This is a genomic window from Cecembia sp. (assembly GCF_007126775.1).
Classification (GTDB): Bacteria; Bacteroidota; Bacteroidia; order Cytophagales; family Cyclobacteriaceae; genus Cecembia.
This window is the reverse complement of record NZ_SLAP01000233.1, coordinates 1-15665: the sequence shown is the minus strand read 5'-3', so window position 1 is coordinate 15665 and position 15665 is coordinate 1. Positions and strand designations below refer to the sequence as shown.

13 protein-coding genes are annotated in these 15665 nt (G+C 41.6%); 9 read left to right on the top strand and 4 right to left on the bottom strand.

The window, feature by feature from the left end; all coding sequences use genetic code 11:
- Nucleotides 1-105 precede the first annotated feature (105 nt).
- The 3 genes from infB to QZT73_RS15280 form a co-directional block, all read right to left on the bottom strand.
- Nucleotides 106-3012 carry a translation initiation factor IF-2 gene (infB, locus tag QZT73_RS15290; protein WP_291789068.1) on the bottom strand — a complete coding sequence of 969 codons (2907 nt, stop codon included), beginning with the start codon at nt 3010-3012 and terminating at the stop codon, nt 106-108.
- 72 nt (nt 3013-3084) lie between these two features.
- A complete protein-coding gene (gene nusA, locus QZT73_RS15285; RefSeq protein WP_291780232.1) occupies nt 3085-4329 on the bottom strand; it encodes a transcription termination factor NusA in 1245 nt (414 codons plus the stop codon).
- A 5-nt stretch (nt 4330-4334) separates the two neighbouring features.
- Nucleotides 4335-4805: a ribosome maturation factor RimP gene (locus tag QZT73_RS15280; RefSeq protein ID WP_291780235.1), complete on the bottom strand. Its 471-nt coding sequence runs from the start codon at nt 4803-4805 to the stop codon at nt 4335-4337.
- Nucleotides 4806-5024: 219 nt separating this feature from the next.
- On the opposite strand from QZT73_RS15280, the gene QZT73_RS15275 reads away from it, so the two are divergent.
- From QZT73_RS15275 to rodA, 5 genes are read left to right on the top strand one after another with little or no spacing between them, the layout of a single operon-like run.
- Nucleotides 5025-6053 (top strand): rod shape-determining protein, encoded by a 1029-nt coding sequence (locus QZT73_RS15275; RefSeq protein ID WP_291780237.1) that lies wholly within the window; start codon nt 5025-5027, stop codon nt 6051-6053.
- Nucleotides 6054-6060: 7 nt separating this feature from the next.
- Nucleotides 6061-6879 (top strand): rod shape-determining protein MreC, encoded by an 819-nt coding sequence (mreC, locus tag QZT73_RS15270; RefSeq protein WP_291780241.1) that lies wholly within the window; start codon nt 6061-6063, stop codon nt 6877-6879.
- A gap of 1 nt (nt 6880) precedes the next feature.
- The gene (locus tag QZT73_RS15265) at nt 6881-7402 is read left to right on the top strand and encodes a rod shape-determining protein MreD (RefSeq protein ID WP_291789066.1); all 522 of its coding nucleotides are present in this window, start codon (nt 6881-6883) and stop codon (nt 7400-7402) included.
- Nucleotides 7403-9205 (top strand): penicillin-binding transpeptidase domain-containing protein, encoded by a 1803-nt coding sequence (locus QZT73_RS15260; protein ID WP_291780245.1) that lies wholly within the window; start codon nt 7403-7405, stop codon nt 9203-9205.
- Between the two features lie 2 nt (nt 9206-9207).
- Nucleotides 9208-10482 (top strand): rod shape-determining protein RodA, encoded by a 1275-nt coding sequence (rodA, locus tag QZT73_RS15255; protein WP_291789063.1) that lies wholly within the window; start codon nt 9208-9210, stop codon nt 10480-10482.
- Nucleotides 10483-10484: 2 nt separating this feature from the next.
- Here the strand turns inward: rodA and QZT73_RS15250 are convergent, their stop codons facing one another.
- Nucleotides 10485-11618, bottom strand: a complete 1134-nt coding sequence (locus QZT73_RS15250) for a hypothetical protein (protein ID WP_291789061.1) — start codon at nt 11616-11618, stop codon at nt 10485-10487.
- Between the two features lie 44 nt (nt 11619-11662).
- Here QZT73_RS15250 and QZT73_RS15245 point away from each other — a divergent pair, with 44 nt between their 5' ends.
- The 4 genes from QZT73_RS15245 (at nt 11663) to rho (ending at nt 15561) form a co-directional block, all read left to right on the top strand.
- On the top strand, nt 11663-11989 hold the full coding sequence (locus QZT73_RS15245; protein WP_291780253.1) for a 2Fe-2S iron-sulfur cluster-binding protein: 327 nt from the start codon (nt 11663-11665) through the stop codon (nt 11987-11989).
- A gap of 4 nt (nt 11990-11993) precedes the next feature.
- On the top strand, nt 11994-12578 hold the full coding sequence (locus QZT73_RS15240; RefSeq protein ID WP_291780256.1) for a thymidine kinase: 585 nt from the start codon (nt 11994-11996) through the stop codon (nt 12576-12578).
- Complete coding sequence (gene recO, locus QZT73_RS15235) at nt 12535-13278, top strand: DNA repair protein RecO (RefSeq protein ID WP_363331101.1); 744 nt, start codon at nt 12535-12537, stop codon at nt 13276-13278. Before QZT73_RS15240 ends, recO begins: the two co-directional genes overlap by 44 nt.
- Before the next feature lie 537 nt (nt 13279-13815).
- Complete coding sequence (rho, locus tag QZT73_RS15230) at nt 13816-15561, top strand: transcription termination factor Rho (protein WP_291782394.1); 1746 nt, start codon at nt 13816-13818, stop codon at nt 15559-15561.
- Nucleotides 15562-15665 lie beyond the last annotated feature (104 nt).

The following is a 15665-nucleotide window of genomic DNA, read 5'->3' as shown; positions in this document are numbered from 1 at the left end:
CAAAACCTGCAAGGATTAAGAAGAACCAACGCAACGCTTCCATCATGAGTTAGCTAAATTCAGTCACATAAAAAAGGAGCCATTGCAGCTCCTTTTTTTTAATCTTTATTTTTTCTTTTTGATTTCCTGCATCATGTACCCTTCAATGGTATCGTCGATTTCTATGTTATTAAAGCCTTTGATGGAGACCCCACATTCGTAGCCAGCTTTGACCTCTGACACATCGTCTTTGAATCGCTTCAATTGATCGATTACACCATCATGAATTACAATGCCATCTCGGATGACCCTGATTTTATTTTTTCGTGTGATGTACCCGTCTGTTACATAACAACCGGCTACGGTACCCACCTTGGAAATTTTGAAGACCTCTCTAACCTGTATGTTTCCTGTAATAATTTCTTCAAATTCTGGTTCAAGCATCCCTTCAATCGCATCTTTGATTTGATTGATGGCGTCATAAATAATAGAATAATGCCTAATCTCAATTTCCTCTTGCTCCGCCAATCGCTTGGAGTTGGAAGAAGGCCTTACGTTGAACCCAAGAATGATGGCATCTGAAGCAGAAGCCAATAGTACATCAGATTCAGAAATCTGTCCTACACCTTTATGGATGATATTTACCGATACCTCATCCTTAGAAAGTTTGAGCAAGGAATCAGAAAGCGCTTCAACAGACCCGTCCACGTCGCCTTTGATGATAAGGTTCAATTCCTTAAAGCTACCAATTGCCAAACGCCTTCCAATTTCATCAAGTGTAATATGTTTCTTGGTGCGCATGGATTGCTCTCTGAGAATCTGCTCTCTGGAATTGGCAATCTCTCTTGCTTCCCTTTCAGTATCATAGACTTTGAAGCTATCACCTGCCTGAGGTGCGCCACTTAGTCCCAAAACCTGAACCGGAGTAGATGGCCCTGCTTCTTTTAGCTTCTTGCCTTTATGGTCGAACATGGCTTTTACACGCCCGTAGTGCGGACCTGCAAGCATGATGTCTCCAACATGTAAAGTTCCAGCCTGTACCATGATAGTGGCAACATAACCTCTACCTTTATCCAATGATGCTTCGATTACAGTTCCTACAGCCTTTTTATGGGAATTGGCTTTTAGTTCCAAAACCTCAGCTTCCAGCAATACTTTTTCTAATAATTCGTCAACACCTGTACCCATTTTGGCAGAAATATCCTGAGATTGGTATTTACCTCCCCATTCTTCCACCAATAGGTTCATGTTGGCCAATTGTTCTTTGATCTTATTGGGGTTGGCATTCGGCTTATCGATTTTATTGATCGCAAAGATCATCGGTACGCCTGCTACCTGCGCATGATTGATGGCTTCCTTGGTCTGAGGCATGATGTCATCGTCTGCAGCTACCACAATGATGGCAACATCTGTGATTTTAGCTCCCCTTGCACGCATCGCTGTAAAGGCTTCGTGACCCGGAGTATCCAGGAAGGCAATTTTATCTCCACCAGAAGTGGTTACATCATAAGCACCGATATGCTGTGTGATGCCACCTGCTTCATCTGCGGTTACTTTAGATCTTCTGATGTAGTCCAAAAGAGAAGTCTTACCATGGTCTACGTGACCCATAATGGTTACGATTGGAGCTCTTGGATCCAAATCTTCCGGGCTATCATCTTCTTCGGCAACCTCTATTTCCTCATCAGGTTTGGTAAATTCAACCTCATAATCAAATTCATCAGCTATAATGGTGATGGCCTCTGCATCCAATCTTTGGTTGATGGAAACAAACATGCCAAGTGACATGCAGCTAGCAATTACCTGATTCACAGAAACATCCATCAGTGAGGCGAGGTCATTGGCAGAAATAAATTCTGTCACCTTCAATACCCTTGTATCTTCCTGACCATCGAGTTCCTCCTTTTGTCTTTCCGCTTTTTTATCCCTTCTTTTCGCTTTGCCACTTCCTGCTTTACCGCCCCCCTGAAGTCTTGCAAGGGTTTGCTTGATCTGATCTTGTATTTCTTTTTGGGTAGGCTCTGCTTTTTGAACCCTGCCTGTATTTTGATTGGCTCCACGTCCTTTGCCTTTTCGGTCTCTTGGGCCACCGCCACCAGCTTGTCCTGGTCTGCCGCCTTGTTGTGGCTTATTGGCATCCACAGGCCTGTCAGAACCACCGGCTTTGTCAATTCTCTTCCTAGGTCTTTTCTTCTTTTCTTTCCCTTTTTCATCAGAAGAAGCCACAGGTTTCCCTTTCTTCTTGGATCTCTCTGCCGGTAGTTCAATCTTACCCAAAACAGTAAGCCCTTTCAATGCATCAGCTTTAGCAGAAATAACCTGCAAAGGTTTTTTCTGCTCCGTTTGATCAGGTGTTTCTGTCTTTTGTTGAGGTTCTTTTTTAGCTTCTACAGGTTTTGGCTTTTCTGTTGGTTGAGGAGCAGGCGTTTCTTTTTTTGCCTCTGGTTGAGGAGTTTTTTCTTTTTTAGCGTCGTTGTCTTTAGGTTGAGGCTTCACAGCCTGTGGGGTACTCTCTTTTGGCTTTGGAGCAGGTTTTGGTGCCTCCTTGATTTCTTCTTTGACTTTGGGCGCTTCAGGAGCCTTCTCTTCTTCTTTCTTAGGCTCTTCTTTCTTGCCGCTAAGGTCAATTTTACCCAAAACTTTGATTCCTTGAAGCTTTGGAGCATCTACAGGGACCTTTTCTAGCTTTTCTTCTTTGGGTGCTTCCGGTTTGGGCTGAGGCTTTGGTGCCTCCGTAGGTTTTGCTTCCTGAACCGGCTCAGGTTTTTTCTCCTCCTTCGCATCTGATTCGGCTTCAATGGTAAAAGTCTCATGGTGACGCTTACCTATAGAAAGATGAGAAGCTTCCTCTTTTTCCATAGCAGAGGATTTGAACTCCTTGGCCAACATGTTGAACTGATCCACGTTGATTTTGGAGTTGGGATTGTTTTCTACTTCAAAGCCTTTCTTAGCAAGGGACTCCACAATCGTAGATATTCCTACGTTGAGTTTCCTTGCCACCTGGCCCAATCTCATTGTTTTTTCTTCTGACATACGCGCTAAAAACTCTCTCTAATATATGTTTTGGCAAATATAGGCCAATTATTTCTCTTATTTGGCCTTTATTTATTGTTCAAATTCCTGTCTTAGGATTTTAAATACCTCATCAATGGTCTCTTCTTCCAATTCAGTCCTTCTTATAAGGTCTTCTTTGGTAAGTGAAAGTACACTTTTTGCAGTATCCAGTCCTGTTTTCTTCAACTCATCAATTACCCAATTATCAATTTCATCCACAAATTCTTCCAAATCCACATCTTCCTCCTCGTAATCACTGAGTTCTCTAAATACATCAATTTCATAACCTACTAGTCTGGAAGCCAGTCTGATGTTGAATCCTCCCTTGCCGATTGCCATGGACACCTGGTCAGGTTTCAGGTAGACTGAGATACGCTTGTTATCCTTATCTACAGTAAGGGAAGTAACCTTAGCAGGGCTCAATGCTCTGGCCACATAAAGGTCCAGGTTGTCTGTATAATTGATGACATCAATATTCTCATTCTGAAGTTCCCTCACTATAGCATGTATTCTGCTTCCTTTCATTCCTACGCAGGCTCCCACAGGGTCAATTCTGTCATCGTAAGATTCTACTGCTACTTTGGCCCTTTCCCCGGGCTCCCTAACAATCTTTCTGATTGTGATCAGGCCGTCAAATACTTCGGGAACTTCATTTTCGAATAATCTCTCCAAGAAAATCGGGGAAGTTCTTGATAAGATAATTCTCGGATTCCCATTGACCATTTCCACTTTGTGAACAATGGCCCTGACCGTATCTCCTTTTCTGAACCTGTCCTTGGAGATCTGCTCTCCCTTGGGGAGTATAAGTTCGTTGCCTTCTCCATCGATCAACAATACTTCCCTTCCCAAAATCTGATATACTTCCGCAGATACTATCTCACCTACCAGTTCTTCATATTGATTGAAAAGCAAATCCTTTTCCAAATCTTTGATTCTCTGAATCAGGGTCTGTCTGGCCATCATTACTGCCCTTCTGCCAAATTCTTCCAGTTCAATTTTTTCATACACCTCTTCCCCAACTTCAAAATCGGGTTCGATTTTTCTGGCTTCGGTCAGGCTGATTTTATCAAAATCCCAAATGTCTTCTGAGTTATCATCTACAATTTCCCTGATTCTAAGGATTTCAAGGTCACCCTTGTCAGCATTGATGGTTACATCAAAGTTTTCATCTGTCTCATATTTCTTGCGAATCATCGCTCTAAATACATCTTCCAGAATACGGATCATGGTTGGGCGATCCACATTTTTAGATCTTGCAAACTCTGCAAATGATTCTATAAGAACTTTAGCATCCATTTTTTTTATTTAAAAGAGACCAACACAATTGATTTTTTTATCAGTTCCAAAGGCAGAGTAATTTCTTCCTCAATGGCCTTTTTCCCCTTTTCTTTTTTTGTTACTTTCAGTTTAATATCTGTATCCGATACCGATAAAAGCGTACCTTCTAATTCTTTGCCTTCCTCTAGACTTACTTTTAATCTACGACCTACATTTTTATTGTACTGCCGCTTGGAGGATAGGGGATAATCCACGCCCGGAGAGGAAACTTCCAGGACATAAGCCCCAGGCAAAAGCTCCATGGCCTCAATCTCTTCCCCTACAGAGCGGCTTACTTTGGCACAGGTACCAATGTCCAGGCCAGTATCCGAATCGATCAGTATTTTTATCTGAGGCTTATTGCTTTTGTCAGCCACCTGTACTTCTACTACAAAATGAGCCTCGTCGGGCAGGTGCTTATTGGCAATTTCCTCTATTTCTTGTTTTAAATTCATGTCTTTCGATGCTGATAAATGAAAGAGGGGACTGATGTCCCCTCCTAAAGCACGGATAATACTCCACAAAGGTAATAAATTTATATTTACAAAAAAAAACCACATTGTTGTAATAAATTGAGAATTAGATAATAATTTTGCCCACCCACGTTAAATGTTCTAAGCATTTCATACTATATTTAGCACCTTACCAATCAGACCAATCAATAAACACACATAATGGGATTATTCGATTTTTTTTCAAGCGATATTGCAATTGACTTAGGAACGGCCAACACGCTGATTATTCATAAGGATAAGATTGTAGTAGACGAGCCTTCTATCATTGCCATAGACAGGACTACCAATAGGGTACTCGCTGTAGGAAAGGATGCCATGAACATGCATGAGAAAACGCATGAAAACATCAGGACAATCAGGCCTTTGAAAGATGGGGTGATTGCTGATTTCTATGCAGCCGAGCAGATGATCAGAGGAATGATTAAAATGATTCCAGGACATAAAAAAGGAATGTTTCCCAAATCCCATAGGATGGTCATCTGTATTCCATCTGGAATTACAGAGGTGGAAAAAAGAGCAGTAAGGGATTCAGCTGAACATGCCGGAGCCAAAGAAGTTTACATGGTCTATGAACCCATTGCTGCTGCCATCGGTATTGGCATAGATATAGAAAAGCCTATGGGATCAATGATTGTGGATATTGGAGGAGGTACCACTGAAATTGCACTGATAGCCCTTTCCGGTATAGTGGCAGATCAGTCCATACGGGTGGCGGGAGATACCTTTACAAAAGATATTTTGGATTACATGCGCAGACAGCATAACCTACTTATAGGAGAGCGTTCTGCTGAAAAGGTGAAAATAGCCATAGGCTCGGCATTGACCGAACTTGACGATGCTCCTGAAGATTACGAAATCAGGGGTAGAGACCTGATGACCGGAATTCCTAAGGTCATTAAGGTGTCTTATTCAGAAGTGGCTTTTGCATTGGATAAATCTGTCTCCAAAATCGAAGAAGCTGTATTGAAGGCATTGGAAATTGCCCCTCCCGAATTATCCGCAGATATTTATGACAATGGAATCCACCTTACTGGAGGAGGGGCTTTGCTAAAAGGCCTCGACAAAAGATTGCATCAAAAAACCAAATTGCCCATTCATATAGCAGAAGATCCTTTAAGGGCAGTAGTAAGAGGTACAGGAACTGCTTTGAAAAATATAGACAATTTCAGAACTGTCTTGATGACCTGATGATTGAATGCAGCGCATATTATTATTCCTATATAGAATAAGGGCTTTTCTGTTGTTTGTTGTATTGGAAGCAGCAGCAATTTCGCTGATCGTTTCCAATAATTCACAACAGGGTTCAGTCTTTTTCAATAGTGCCAACCAATTAAGTGGGAACATACTCAACACGCAGAGTAATGTATTTGATTATTTTTCTTTGGTCTCAGTAAACAAAGCTTTGCTAGAGAAAAACACGGTACTCTTGCAGGAACTCGAAAGGTATAGGCAACCGGCAGACAGTATTATTATTCCTTTGGATACCTTAATGGCCTCCAATTACCAATTCAAAGGAGCAAAAATCATCAATAATTCCATTAACCTTTCCCAAAATTTTTTGACGATAAACAAAGGCGCCAAAGATGGTATCAAAGAAGGGATGGGAGTATTTAATGAGGAAGGTGTAGTCGGAAGGGTAAAAGGGGTTACAAAAAACTTTGCCTCTGTAATCTCCTTGCTCCATACCGAACTTCTGGTTTCATCCAAAATCGAATCCTCTGAGGTTTTTGGTTCTACAAAATGGGATGGCAGAGATTCCAAAAAAGCAAAATTACTATATGTGCCCAGGCATGTAGACCTGCAGGTGGGAGATAAGGTGGTCACATCAGGTTACAATGCTGTCTTTCCCGAAGGAATTCCTATAGGTGAAATTATTGAAGTCGCTCAGGGGGCGGAGACCAATTATCTGGATATCACCATAGAATTGGCAACAGACTTCTCCAGGGTTTCCTATGTATACCTCGTGGAAAACCTTTTTGAGGATGAGCTACAATCTTTAGATCCATCAAACTGAAATGAACAGCAACAGGATATTTTTATTGATAGGAGGTTTTTTGATTTACTTGATCATTCAGGTGGTCTTGCTTAAAAACATGGTGGTTTTTGGTTTTGCATTCTGTTTTTTATATGTGCTCTATATTTTGCTTCTTCCGCTGGAAATGAAGACTGTCCCGGTTATGCTGATTGCTTTTGGGCTGGGCCTGGGAGTGGATGTGTTTTATGATACTTTGGGCTTACATACAGCCAGTTTGGTAGCTTTGGCCTTTCTTAGGAATTTCTGGCTGAAAATACTGACCCCCACAGGTGGATATGATGAAAACTTACAACCATCTATCTTGAATATGGGTTTTGGTTGGTTTACCTATTATAGCTTGCCATTGATCATTTTACATCACACATTATTTTTTTATATTGAAAACATAGGAACCAATTTGTTCTTTCCTGTCGTTCAAAAAATTATAGCAAGTATTATTTTTGTCTATGTAATGAGTATCATTGTACAATTAATGTTTTATAGGAGAAGAAGGGGTTTATAAATGAATGATCAAAGACCAATTGTCATCGTAGTAGCCATTGCATTGGTGGGTGTGGTGCTCTTGACCAAATTGTTTTTGATTCAGGTTGCTGATGACAGTTTTTTAAAGAGAGCGGAAAGAAATGCCATACAAAGGGTAGTGGATCATCCTTACCGGGGTTTGGTCTATGACCGTACCGGGAAAATCATGGTCTACAATAATCCCATATTTGACCTGATGGTGATTCCCAAAGAATTCAGTGTAGGGGATACTGCCAGATTCTGCGAACTCTTTCAGATCAGTAAAGAACAGTTGATTGAAGGCTATAATGCTGCCAAGAAGTATTCTACAGTGAAGCCTTCTCCTTTGATCAAGCAGATTTCTACTACTGATTTTGCCCGTATTCAGGATTACCTTATTGATTACCCCGGTCTTTTTGTAATGACGAGGGCAGTAAGGTCCTATCCCCAACCCGCTGCATCCAACGCATTGGGATACATTGGAGAAATTAGCGCGAGGCAATTGGAGAGAGATAGCCTCAATTATTACAGGCAAGGAGATTATGTGGGTTTAAGTGGGGTTGAAGGTTATTATGAACCCGAACTACGGGGTTTGAAAGGGGTTAAGTATAAAATGGTGAATGTAAGGGGAGTGGATAAAGGGGCCTTTAAAAGTGGAGAATATGATACTGCCTCCATTGCAGGCCATAATCTAACTTCAACCATTCATCTTGAACTCCAGGAATATGGGGAGATGTTGATGTCCGGAAAGCGGGGATCTGTGGTGGCCATAGAACCAAAAACCGGTGAAATTTTGGCCATGATTTCAGCTCCGACATATGACCCTAACCTGCTTACCGGGGCCAAATTTGGAGAAAATTACCTGGTACTGAACAGGGATGAAAGCAAACCGCTTTTTAATAGGCCCATAATGGCCATGTACCCTCCGGGATCCATCTTCAAGGTTGTCCAATCCCTAATAGGTCTCCAAATGGGCGTGCTCACACCAAATACTACTTACTCTTGTAACCGCTCTCTTGTGGCTTGCCATAACCATCCCAACCCCGTCAATTTATTTGGGGCTGTAAAATATTCCTGTAATCCTTATTACCATCAGGCCTACCGCGCCATGATCAACAGAGAGGTTTCAAGGAATACTTTTAAAGATACTGAGGTCGGACTGGATGCCTGGAGGGAATATGTACTGAAATTTGGCCTTGGAGGACCTTTGGGTATAGACCTTTACAATGAAAAAGGTGGTTCCATACCTGCAAGTCAATATTATGACAGGATTTATGGTTCTGGAAGGTGGAAATATTCTACCATTTATTCCCTGTCTATCGGACAAGGGGAAATGATGGTAACTCCTCTTCAAATGGCCAACTTGGCAGCTGTTTTTGCCAATAAGGGATATTATTACACACCGCATTTGGTAAAAGCTGTTAATGGAGACCCTAATAAGATACCCCTGAAATACAGGACCAAAAATGATGTGGGGGTCGATGCCCATCATTTTGACCTTATTCAGGATGCTATGGCAGAAGCAATTTATGGTACTGCAGCCAGGGCTGCGATCAAGGATATTGCCATTGCAGGTAAAACCGGAACAGCGCAAAATCCACAAGGAGAAGACCACTCTGTATTCATTGCTTTTGCACCAAAAGAAGATCCGCAAATTGCTATCGCCGTTTATGTGGAAAATGCAGGCTGGGGAGGTAGGGCCGCTGCAAGTACAGCCAGCCTGATGATTGAAAAATACCTTAGGGGTAATATCACCCGTCCTGCCCTGCAAGATTATGTATTGGCAGGAAACTTTATTTATTGACAGTGAGACAGGAGGATTTATACATCAATAAAATAGATTGGATTACGATTTTAATCTATGCTTCCCTGGTCATTTTGGGCTGGTTCAATATTTATGCAGCTGTTTATGATGGAGAAGCAGCTAAAAGTATCTTTGATTTCTCCATCAACTCCGGAAAACAACTGGTCTGGATAGGGACCGCAGTACTGCTTATTACCTTGATCATGGTAGCTGATCACCGGCTCTTTGAAAACCTTTCTTTGGTACTGTATGGTATTTTTCTCTTTTTTTTATTGATTACGCCTTTTTTTGGGAAAGAGATCAACGGGCAGCGTGCATGGTTTGAAATTGGTGCTTTTAGGCTACAGCCAGCAGAATTTGCCAAATTTGCTACTGCCCTCGCACTTGCCAAATTTATGGAAAGACCAACATTTGACCTTGGCCAGGGAAAGTACCAGTTGCAGGCTTTGGCGATCATTTTTATACCAGTGGCTTTGATCATGCTCCAGCCGGATACCGGGACAGCCATGGTTTACTCCGCATTCTTTGTTATGTTGTATAGAGAAGGTATGCCGCAGCGCTATTACATATTCGGGCTTTCTTTCATAACAATTTCCTTGTTGGCGCTCGGAATAGAAAATAACATCTACATTGTTCTTGGAGTAGTAGTCTTGGTTCTTGCCCTGATCTGGCTGGGTAAAAAAAAATGGAGCAGGATTATCGGTTTCTCGGTACTTGGACTCTTGGTCATTGGATATACTTACAGCCTGGACTATGTGGTCTCCAAATTGCCGGAACATCAGCAAAATAGAATTATGGTTTTGTTTAATCCAGACCTTGATCCTTTAGGGGTCGGATGGAATGTGACCCAGTCAAAAATAGCCATCGGATCAGGTGGGCTTATGGGCAAAGGCTACCTGGAAGGAACCCAGACCAAATTTGACTTCGTGCCCGAACAACATACAGATTTTATCTTTTGTACTTTAGGAGAGGAGTTTGGATGGCTGGGCTCTTTTGTGGTAATTTTCTTGTTTTGTGCCTTATTGATACGCTTGGTTTTTCTTGCTGAAAGACAGAAAAACAGGTTTTCGAGGGTTTACGGTTATGGTGTGATCTCCATCTTATTTTTTCATTTTATGATCAATATAGCCATGACAATTGGCCTTTTTCCGGTAGTCGGTATCCCCCTTCCCTTTATTAGCTATGGAGGTTCTTCTTTATGGTCATTTACCATTTTGCTGTTTATTTTTATCAAACTCGATTCCCACAGGATTCAGCTCTTGGGAAGGATGAGCTGAGATCAGTTTCTGTGATCAAATTTTCGAAATATCAATTGTAACAGTTCATTTACCTCGTCCGAATCTTTATTCCAATTGAGTTCCGCGACGTACCGCTGATTGAGCAGTTCAATGGCTTCTGCAAAACTTTCACATGCATCCAGGGATTTAAGTGCATTTCCCATTAAATCCGGATTTCCATCAAACAAGGCTCGGGTAAACATAAACTTTTGATTGATCCCTACACTTTCTGAGAGGTCTTTGATACTGCCTTTCATGATGGAATATTCTTCCATTTCAAATTTTGACCATACCTGAAGTGGGTCCAGGGCTTTTTCTCCATCCTTGATTTTATGATTTGAAGCTTTCTCGACAGAAGATTTTTCAGAAGCCTCCCCAGGGGTTAATTCCTCTTTTTTTTCCGGCATTTCTGTGATGGATTCTTCACCACTTTCTGTGTGCGAAGAGACTTGGCTTTCCTGGATTTCAGGAGACTGGGAACCTGCCTGCTCTGAATCCGAATCTTTTACTTCCAGACCGGTAGTATTGACCAATCGGGACCAATCGATTGCTTGAAAGGTATGCATGGAGGACAATAGTTTTTCGGCGGGCTCCAATTTATCATTGAACTTCTCGAAATTTTGATTCAGGGCCTGCTGATAAGCTTCCACTGTTTGTGGAATTCCCGCCCTGTCAATCAGGTTGGATATAAGATCCGTATGCCATTTGAAATACTTTTTATTTTCTTTGAGGTAGGAATTTAACCTGCTGGATTCTTTTTTCTCAAACTCCTTTTCAAAATAAGCTACAGGGTCAAGGGCCAGATGGATAGCTGCTGCAACAGCTTCCCGGAGTAAGGGTTCAAAATCTTTCCTTTCTACTTTAATGCTGCGGGATAGCACATTCATGAATTCCCGAAGGGCTTCATGGACAGCATTGTCCCTGTAGTCAAAATAGGGATTGCTTTTGAGCTTTTCCAATTCTTTTTGCCAAGCTTCAAAAAGCGATTTGATGGTAAAAAAATTTACCTGAACACTCGGGGTAAGTTGAACCATTTGAGGCCCGGTCATGTATTTCCTTTGTGAAAAATATTCCTTGCAGATTTTGTCCGTAAATTGTGCTGCGTAATCCTGAATGTATGTATTGTTGATGGTCATAAGCTATCGAATTGTTAGAAACAAGTCACTTCCCAACGAAAATCATGATCAAAGTTATTATAGAAAATCTAAAAAATCACGAAATAATTTCATCGGAGAGCGGACGTAAAGTTATTGAATTAATTCATGAAAACTACATAGACTGGATGCATGCTTGTGGAAAAAAGGGCAGGTGCACCACTTGCAAAATGATTGTCCGTGCAGGAATTGATGGTCTTAGTCCTTTGACGGAAAGGGAAGAATTTTTCAGGGCAAGAGGAAGATTAAAAGCCGATGAAAGGTTATCTTGCCAAGCAAAATTGGAATCAGGGGAACTCTTGATCCGCGTAGCAGAAGAAAATAAATTCCCTCATATGGAATATACGGAGTAGGCATATGTTTATTGAACCTTCTATAGGGAAAACCAGATCAAAAGATAAGAAAGGCCATATTGAGGTCGTATGCGGTTCTATGTTTTCCGGGAAAACCGAAGAACTGATCCGAAGGTTGAACAGGGCTTTGATAGCCAAACAGAAAGTGGAAATATTCAAACCTACGGTAGATAAGCGCTATCATGAATTTGATGTGGTTTCCCATAATGAAAATGCCATCCGCTCTACTCCTGTTAATTTTGCCGAAGACATTATCTTATTGGCAGGCGACTGTGATGTGGTTGGGATTGATGAGGTTCAGTTTTTTGATAACCGGATCATTCATGTGGCCAAGGTCCTGGCCAATTCCGGAAAAAGAGTCATTCTTGCGGGATTGGATATGGACTTTGAGGGCAATCCATTTGAACCCATCCCCCAGTTACTGGCGATAGCTGAGTATGTGACCAAGGTACATGCGATCTGCATGAAATGCGGGGACCTGGCATCCTATTCTTTCAGGCTTTCAGCCACAAAGGAAAAAGTGCTTCTTGGTGAAAAGGACAGTTATGAAGCCAGGTGCAGAAAATGCTTCTATGAAGACCTTAAATAATGAGGGGCTTATGTTAATCAAGACCCAAGGTATTGTCATTTCTTACATCCGGTACAAAGAGACTTCCATTATAGTTAGGATTTTTACCCGGGAACTGGGACTTAAATCTTATATTGTCAATGGGGTACGAAGCAGCAATGCCAAGGTAAAAATGGGCTTTTATCAACCCCTTACTTTTTTAGACCTGGTGGTGTATGATAAAGAAAATGCCAACCTGCAACGTATTTCAGAAGTACGGTTAGGGAAGGCCTACCAAAGAATTCCTTTTGATTTTCAACGTTCTGGTATTGCTTTGTTTGTTGCTGAAGTTTTGGCCAAATCCATCTATGATGGTTATCATAATGAAGACTTATTCGATTACTTGGATCTGGCCATTGGGCAACTGGACGGGGATATGGCACTTTTGAGTCATTACCCGGTAGCCTTCTTATGGGAAACCTCCAGGTATCTTGGCTTTGCACCTGATGATGCCATGGGTTTTTTTGAGGAACTTAAGGAGAATTTCACCAAGCAAATGGATTGGCAGCCTGAAATGCTTTACCTACAAGGTTTGATGGAAACATCTTTTGGATTCAGGGGAAATGTCCCCTCCCATATCCGAAGAAACCTTCTGGATCATATGTTGCTGTTTTATTCCAAGCACTTGGATCAACATTCAGAATGGAAATCGGTGAAGGTCCTGAGGCAGATGATGAAGTAGGAAAGGGAGGACCTTTAGAGTTAACGGTTAATAGTTAACATAAAAATTTTGAACAAAATAGGGTTCAGGGTTCAGTGTTCATTTAGTTAACATTGAATATTTGAACATAAATCGGTTCAGGGTTCATGGGTTCATGGTTCATGGTTCAGTGTTCAGTGTTCATGGGTTCATGGATACCTTATAAGATTCGTAAAACCATGAACGTGTGAACGTTTGAACAAAATAGGGTTCAGTGTTCATGGGTTAACGGTAACAGTTGACAGGCAGTGAACATTTTAACAAGATAGCTCCTTGGTACTTTGTACAAAGTTCATTAATTGTATGGAAACTAGGTCCCTTTTGCTTTCTTTTGTGTTTAAAATTTGCGTATTCAATTTTGATCCCGTATTATTGTGGCATTACAGTAATTAAAAATCCTGACCCCCTTGGATTTTTACTTTCCTGAATATCTTTTTCATTCAGATCAGTAATACTCAATACAATCAATCAATACTATTCACACACATCTTAGTATCAAATTAATACCATAAGCTTTTTATGTATAACATAGAAGAATTAAGAATCAGACTTCTTTCTGAACTGAAGGAAATTGCAGAGGAATTGGGCGTAAAAAATTTCAAGAACCTCAAAAAAGACGATCTTGTTTATGCCATTTTGGACCAGCAGGCCATCACCCCCGAACAGGCATTGCCTAAGAAGAAGCCTTCATCGGTAGCAGCAGAAACCCCAGAACCAGAGAAGAAAAGTCCCGCTACACCACCCAAGGAAGCAGAGGCAGAGACCAAGCCAAAATTTAAAAGACAGAACGTGACTGAAAAAGAGGCTGCTGAAAAAGCAGCAAAAGAGAAATCCGAATCAAAATCAAAGCCCCCTGTCAAGGAAAAAAGAGAGGAGAAAAAAGAAGAAAAGGCGACTCCCAAAAAACCTGCTCCGACTCCAGCTCCGGCTCCTGCAGCCGCACAGGACGATGAGAAACCAAAATTTATCAGGCCCAGAAGAAAAGTGGTGGAAGTGGAACCTACACCTTCCGCTGCAACATCTTCCACACCTGCTGAGGGAGAGGCAGATCTTCCAAGAAGAAAAAATTTAAGAGATACAGAAGAGGCACATATTCCATCAGCAGAAGTAGTGCCTACCAAAAAGCGTCCTTTCGTGAGTGTGCGGGAGTTTGAAGGTATTATTGAAAACGAGGGAGTTTTGGAGATCATGTCCGAAGGATATGGCTTCTTGCGTTCTCTGGATTACAATTACCTGGCCTCTCCGGATGACATTTATGTATCTCCTTCACAGATCAAACTTTTTGGCCTAAAAACAGGAGACCATATCAAGGGAACTATCCGTCCTCCCAAAGAAGGAGAAAAATATTTTGCGCTTTTAAAAGTCATCAGCGCCAATGGGAAAACCACAGAAGAAATCCGCGACCGGATTCCTTTTGAGTACCTAACACCTTTGTTTCCGGAAGAGAGATTGAACCTTTCTACCCGTCATGACAATTACTCCACCCGAATTCTGGATCTTTTTGCACCTATAGGTAAGGGACAAAGGGGCATGATTGTGGCACAGCCCAAGACTGGTAAGACGGTATTGCTGCAGCAGATTGCCAATGCTATTGCGGAAAACCATCCCGAAGTGCACCTGATGGTGCTCTTAATAGATGAAAGACCGGAAGAAGTTACCGATATGGCACGTTCAGTAAAAGGAGAAGTTATTTCTTCAACATTTGATGAGCAGGCAGATAGGCATGTAAAAGTGGCTTCTATCGTTTTGGAAAAAGCAAAGCGCATGGTAGAATGCGGACATGATGTGGTTATCCTATTGGATTCCATTACCCGTTTGGCCCGTGCCTACAATACTGTAGTGCCTTCATCAGGAAAAATCCTTTCAGGTGGTGTTGATGCCAATGCCCTGCACAAACCGAAGCGTTTCTTTGGTGCAGCAAGGAATGTGGAAAATGGGGGATCATTGACCATTATCGCCACAGCACTGGTTGAAACCGGTTCCAAAATGGATGAGGTGATTTTTGAGGAATTCAAGGGTACTGGCAATATGGAATTGGCTTTGGACAGGAAATTGTCCAACAGAAGGATTTATCCGGCCATCGATGTGCCGGGTTCTGGTACCAGAAGGGAAGATCTACTTATGGACAAGGAGGAAATGCAAAGGGTATGGATTCTCAGAAAACTCATGTCCGATATGAATTCTCAGGAAGCCATGGAGTTCCTGTTGCAGCGTATGAAAGGCACGAGGGACAATGTGGAGTTTTTGATTTCTATGAACGGATAAAGATTAAGAATACATATACTTTTCAGAAACCCGGCAGAAATGTCGGGTTTTTTAAATATTGGATTTTGCAGTTTAGATAGAATATTTTGTAATGTGCTATTTTT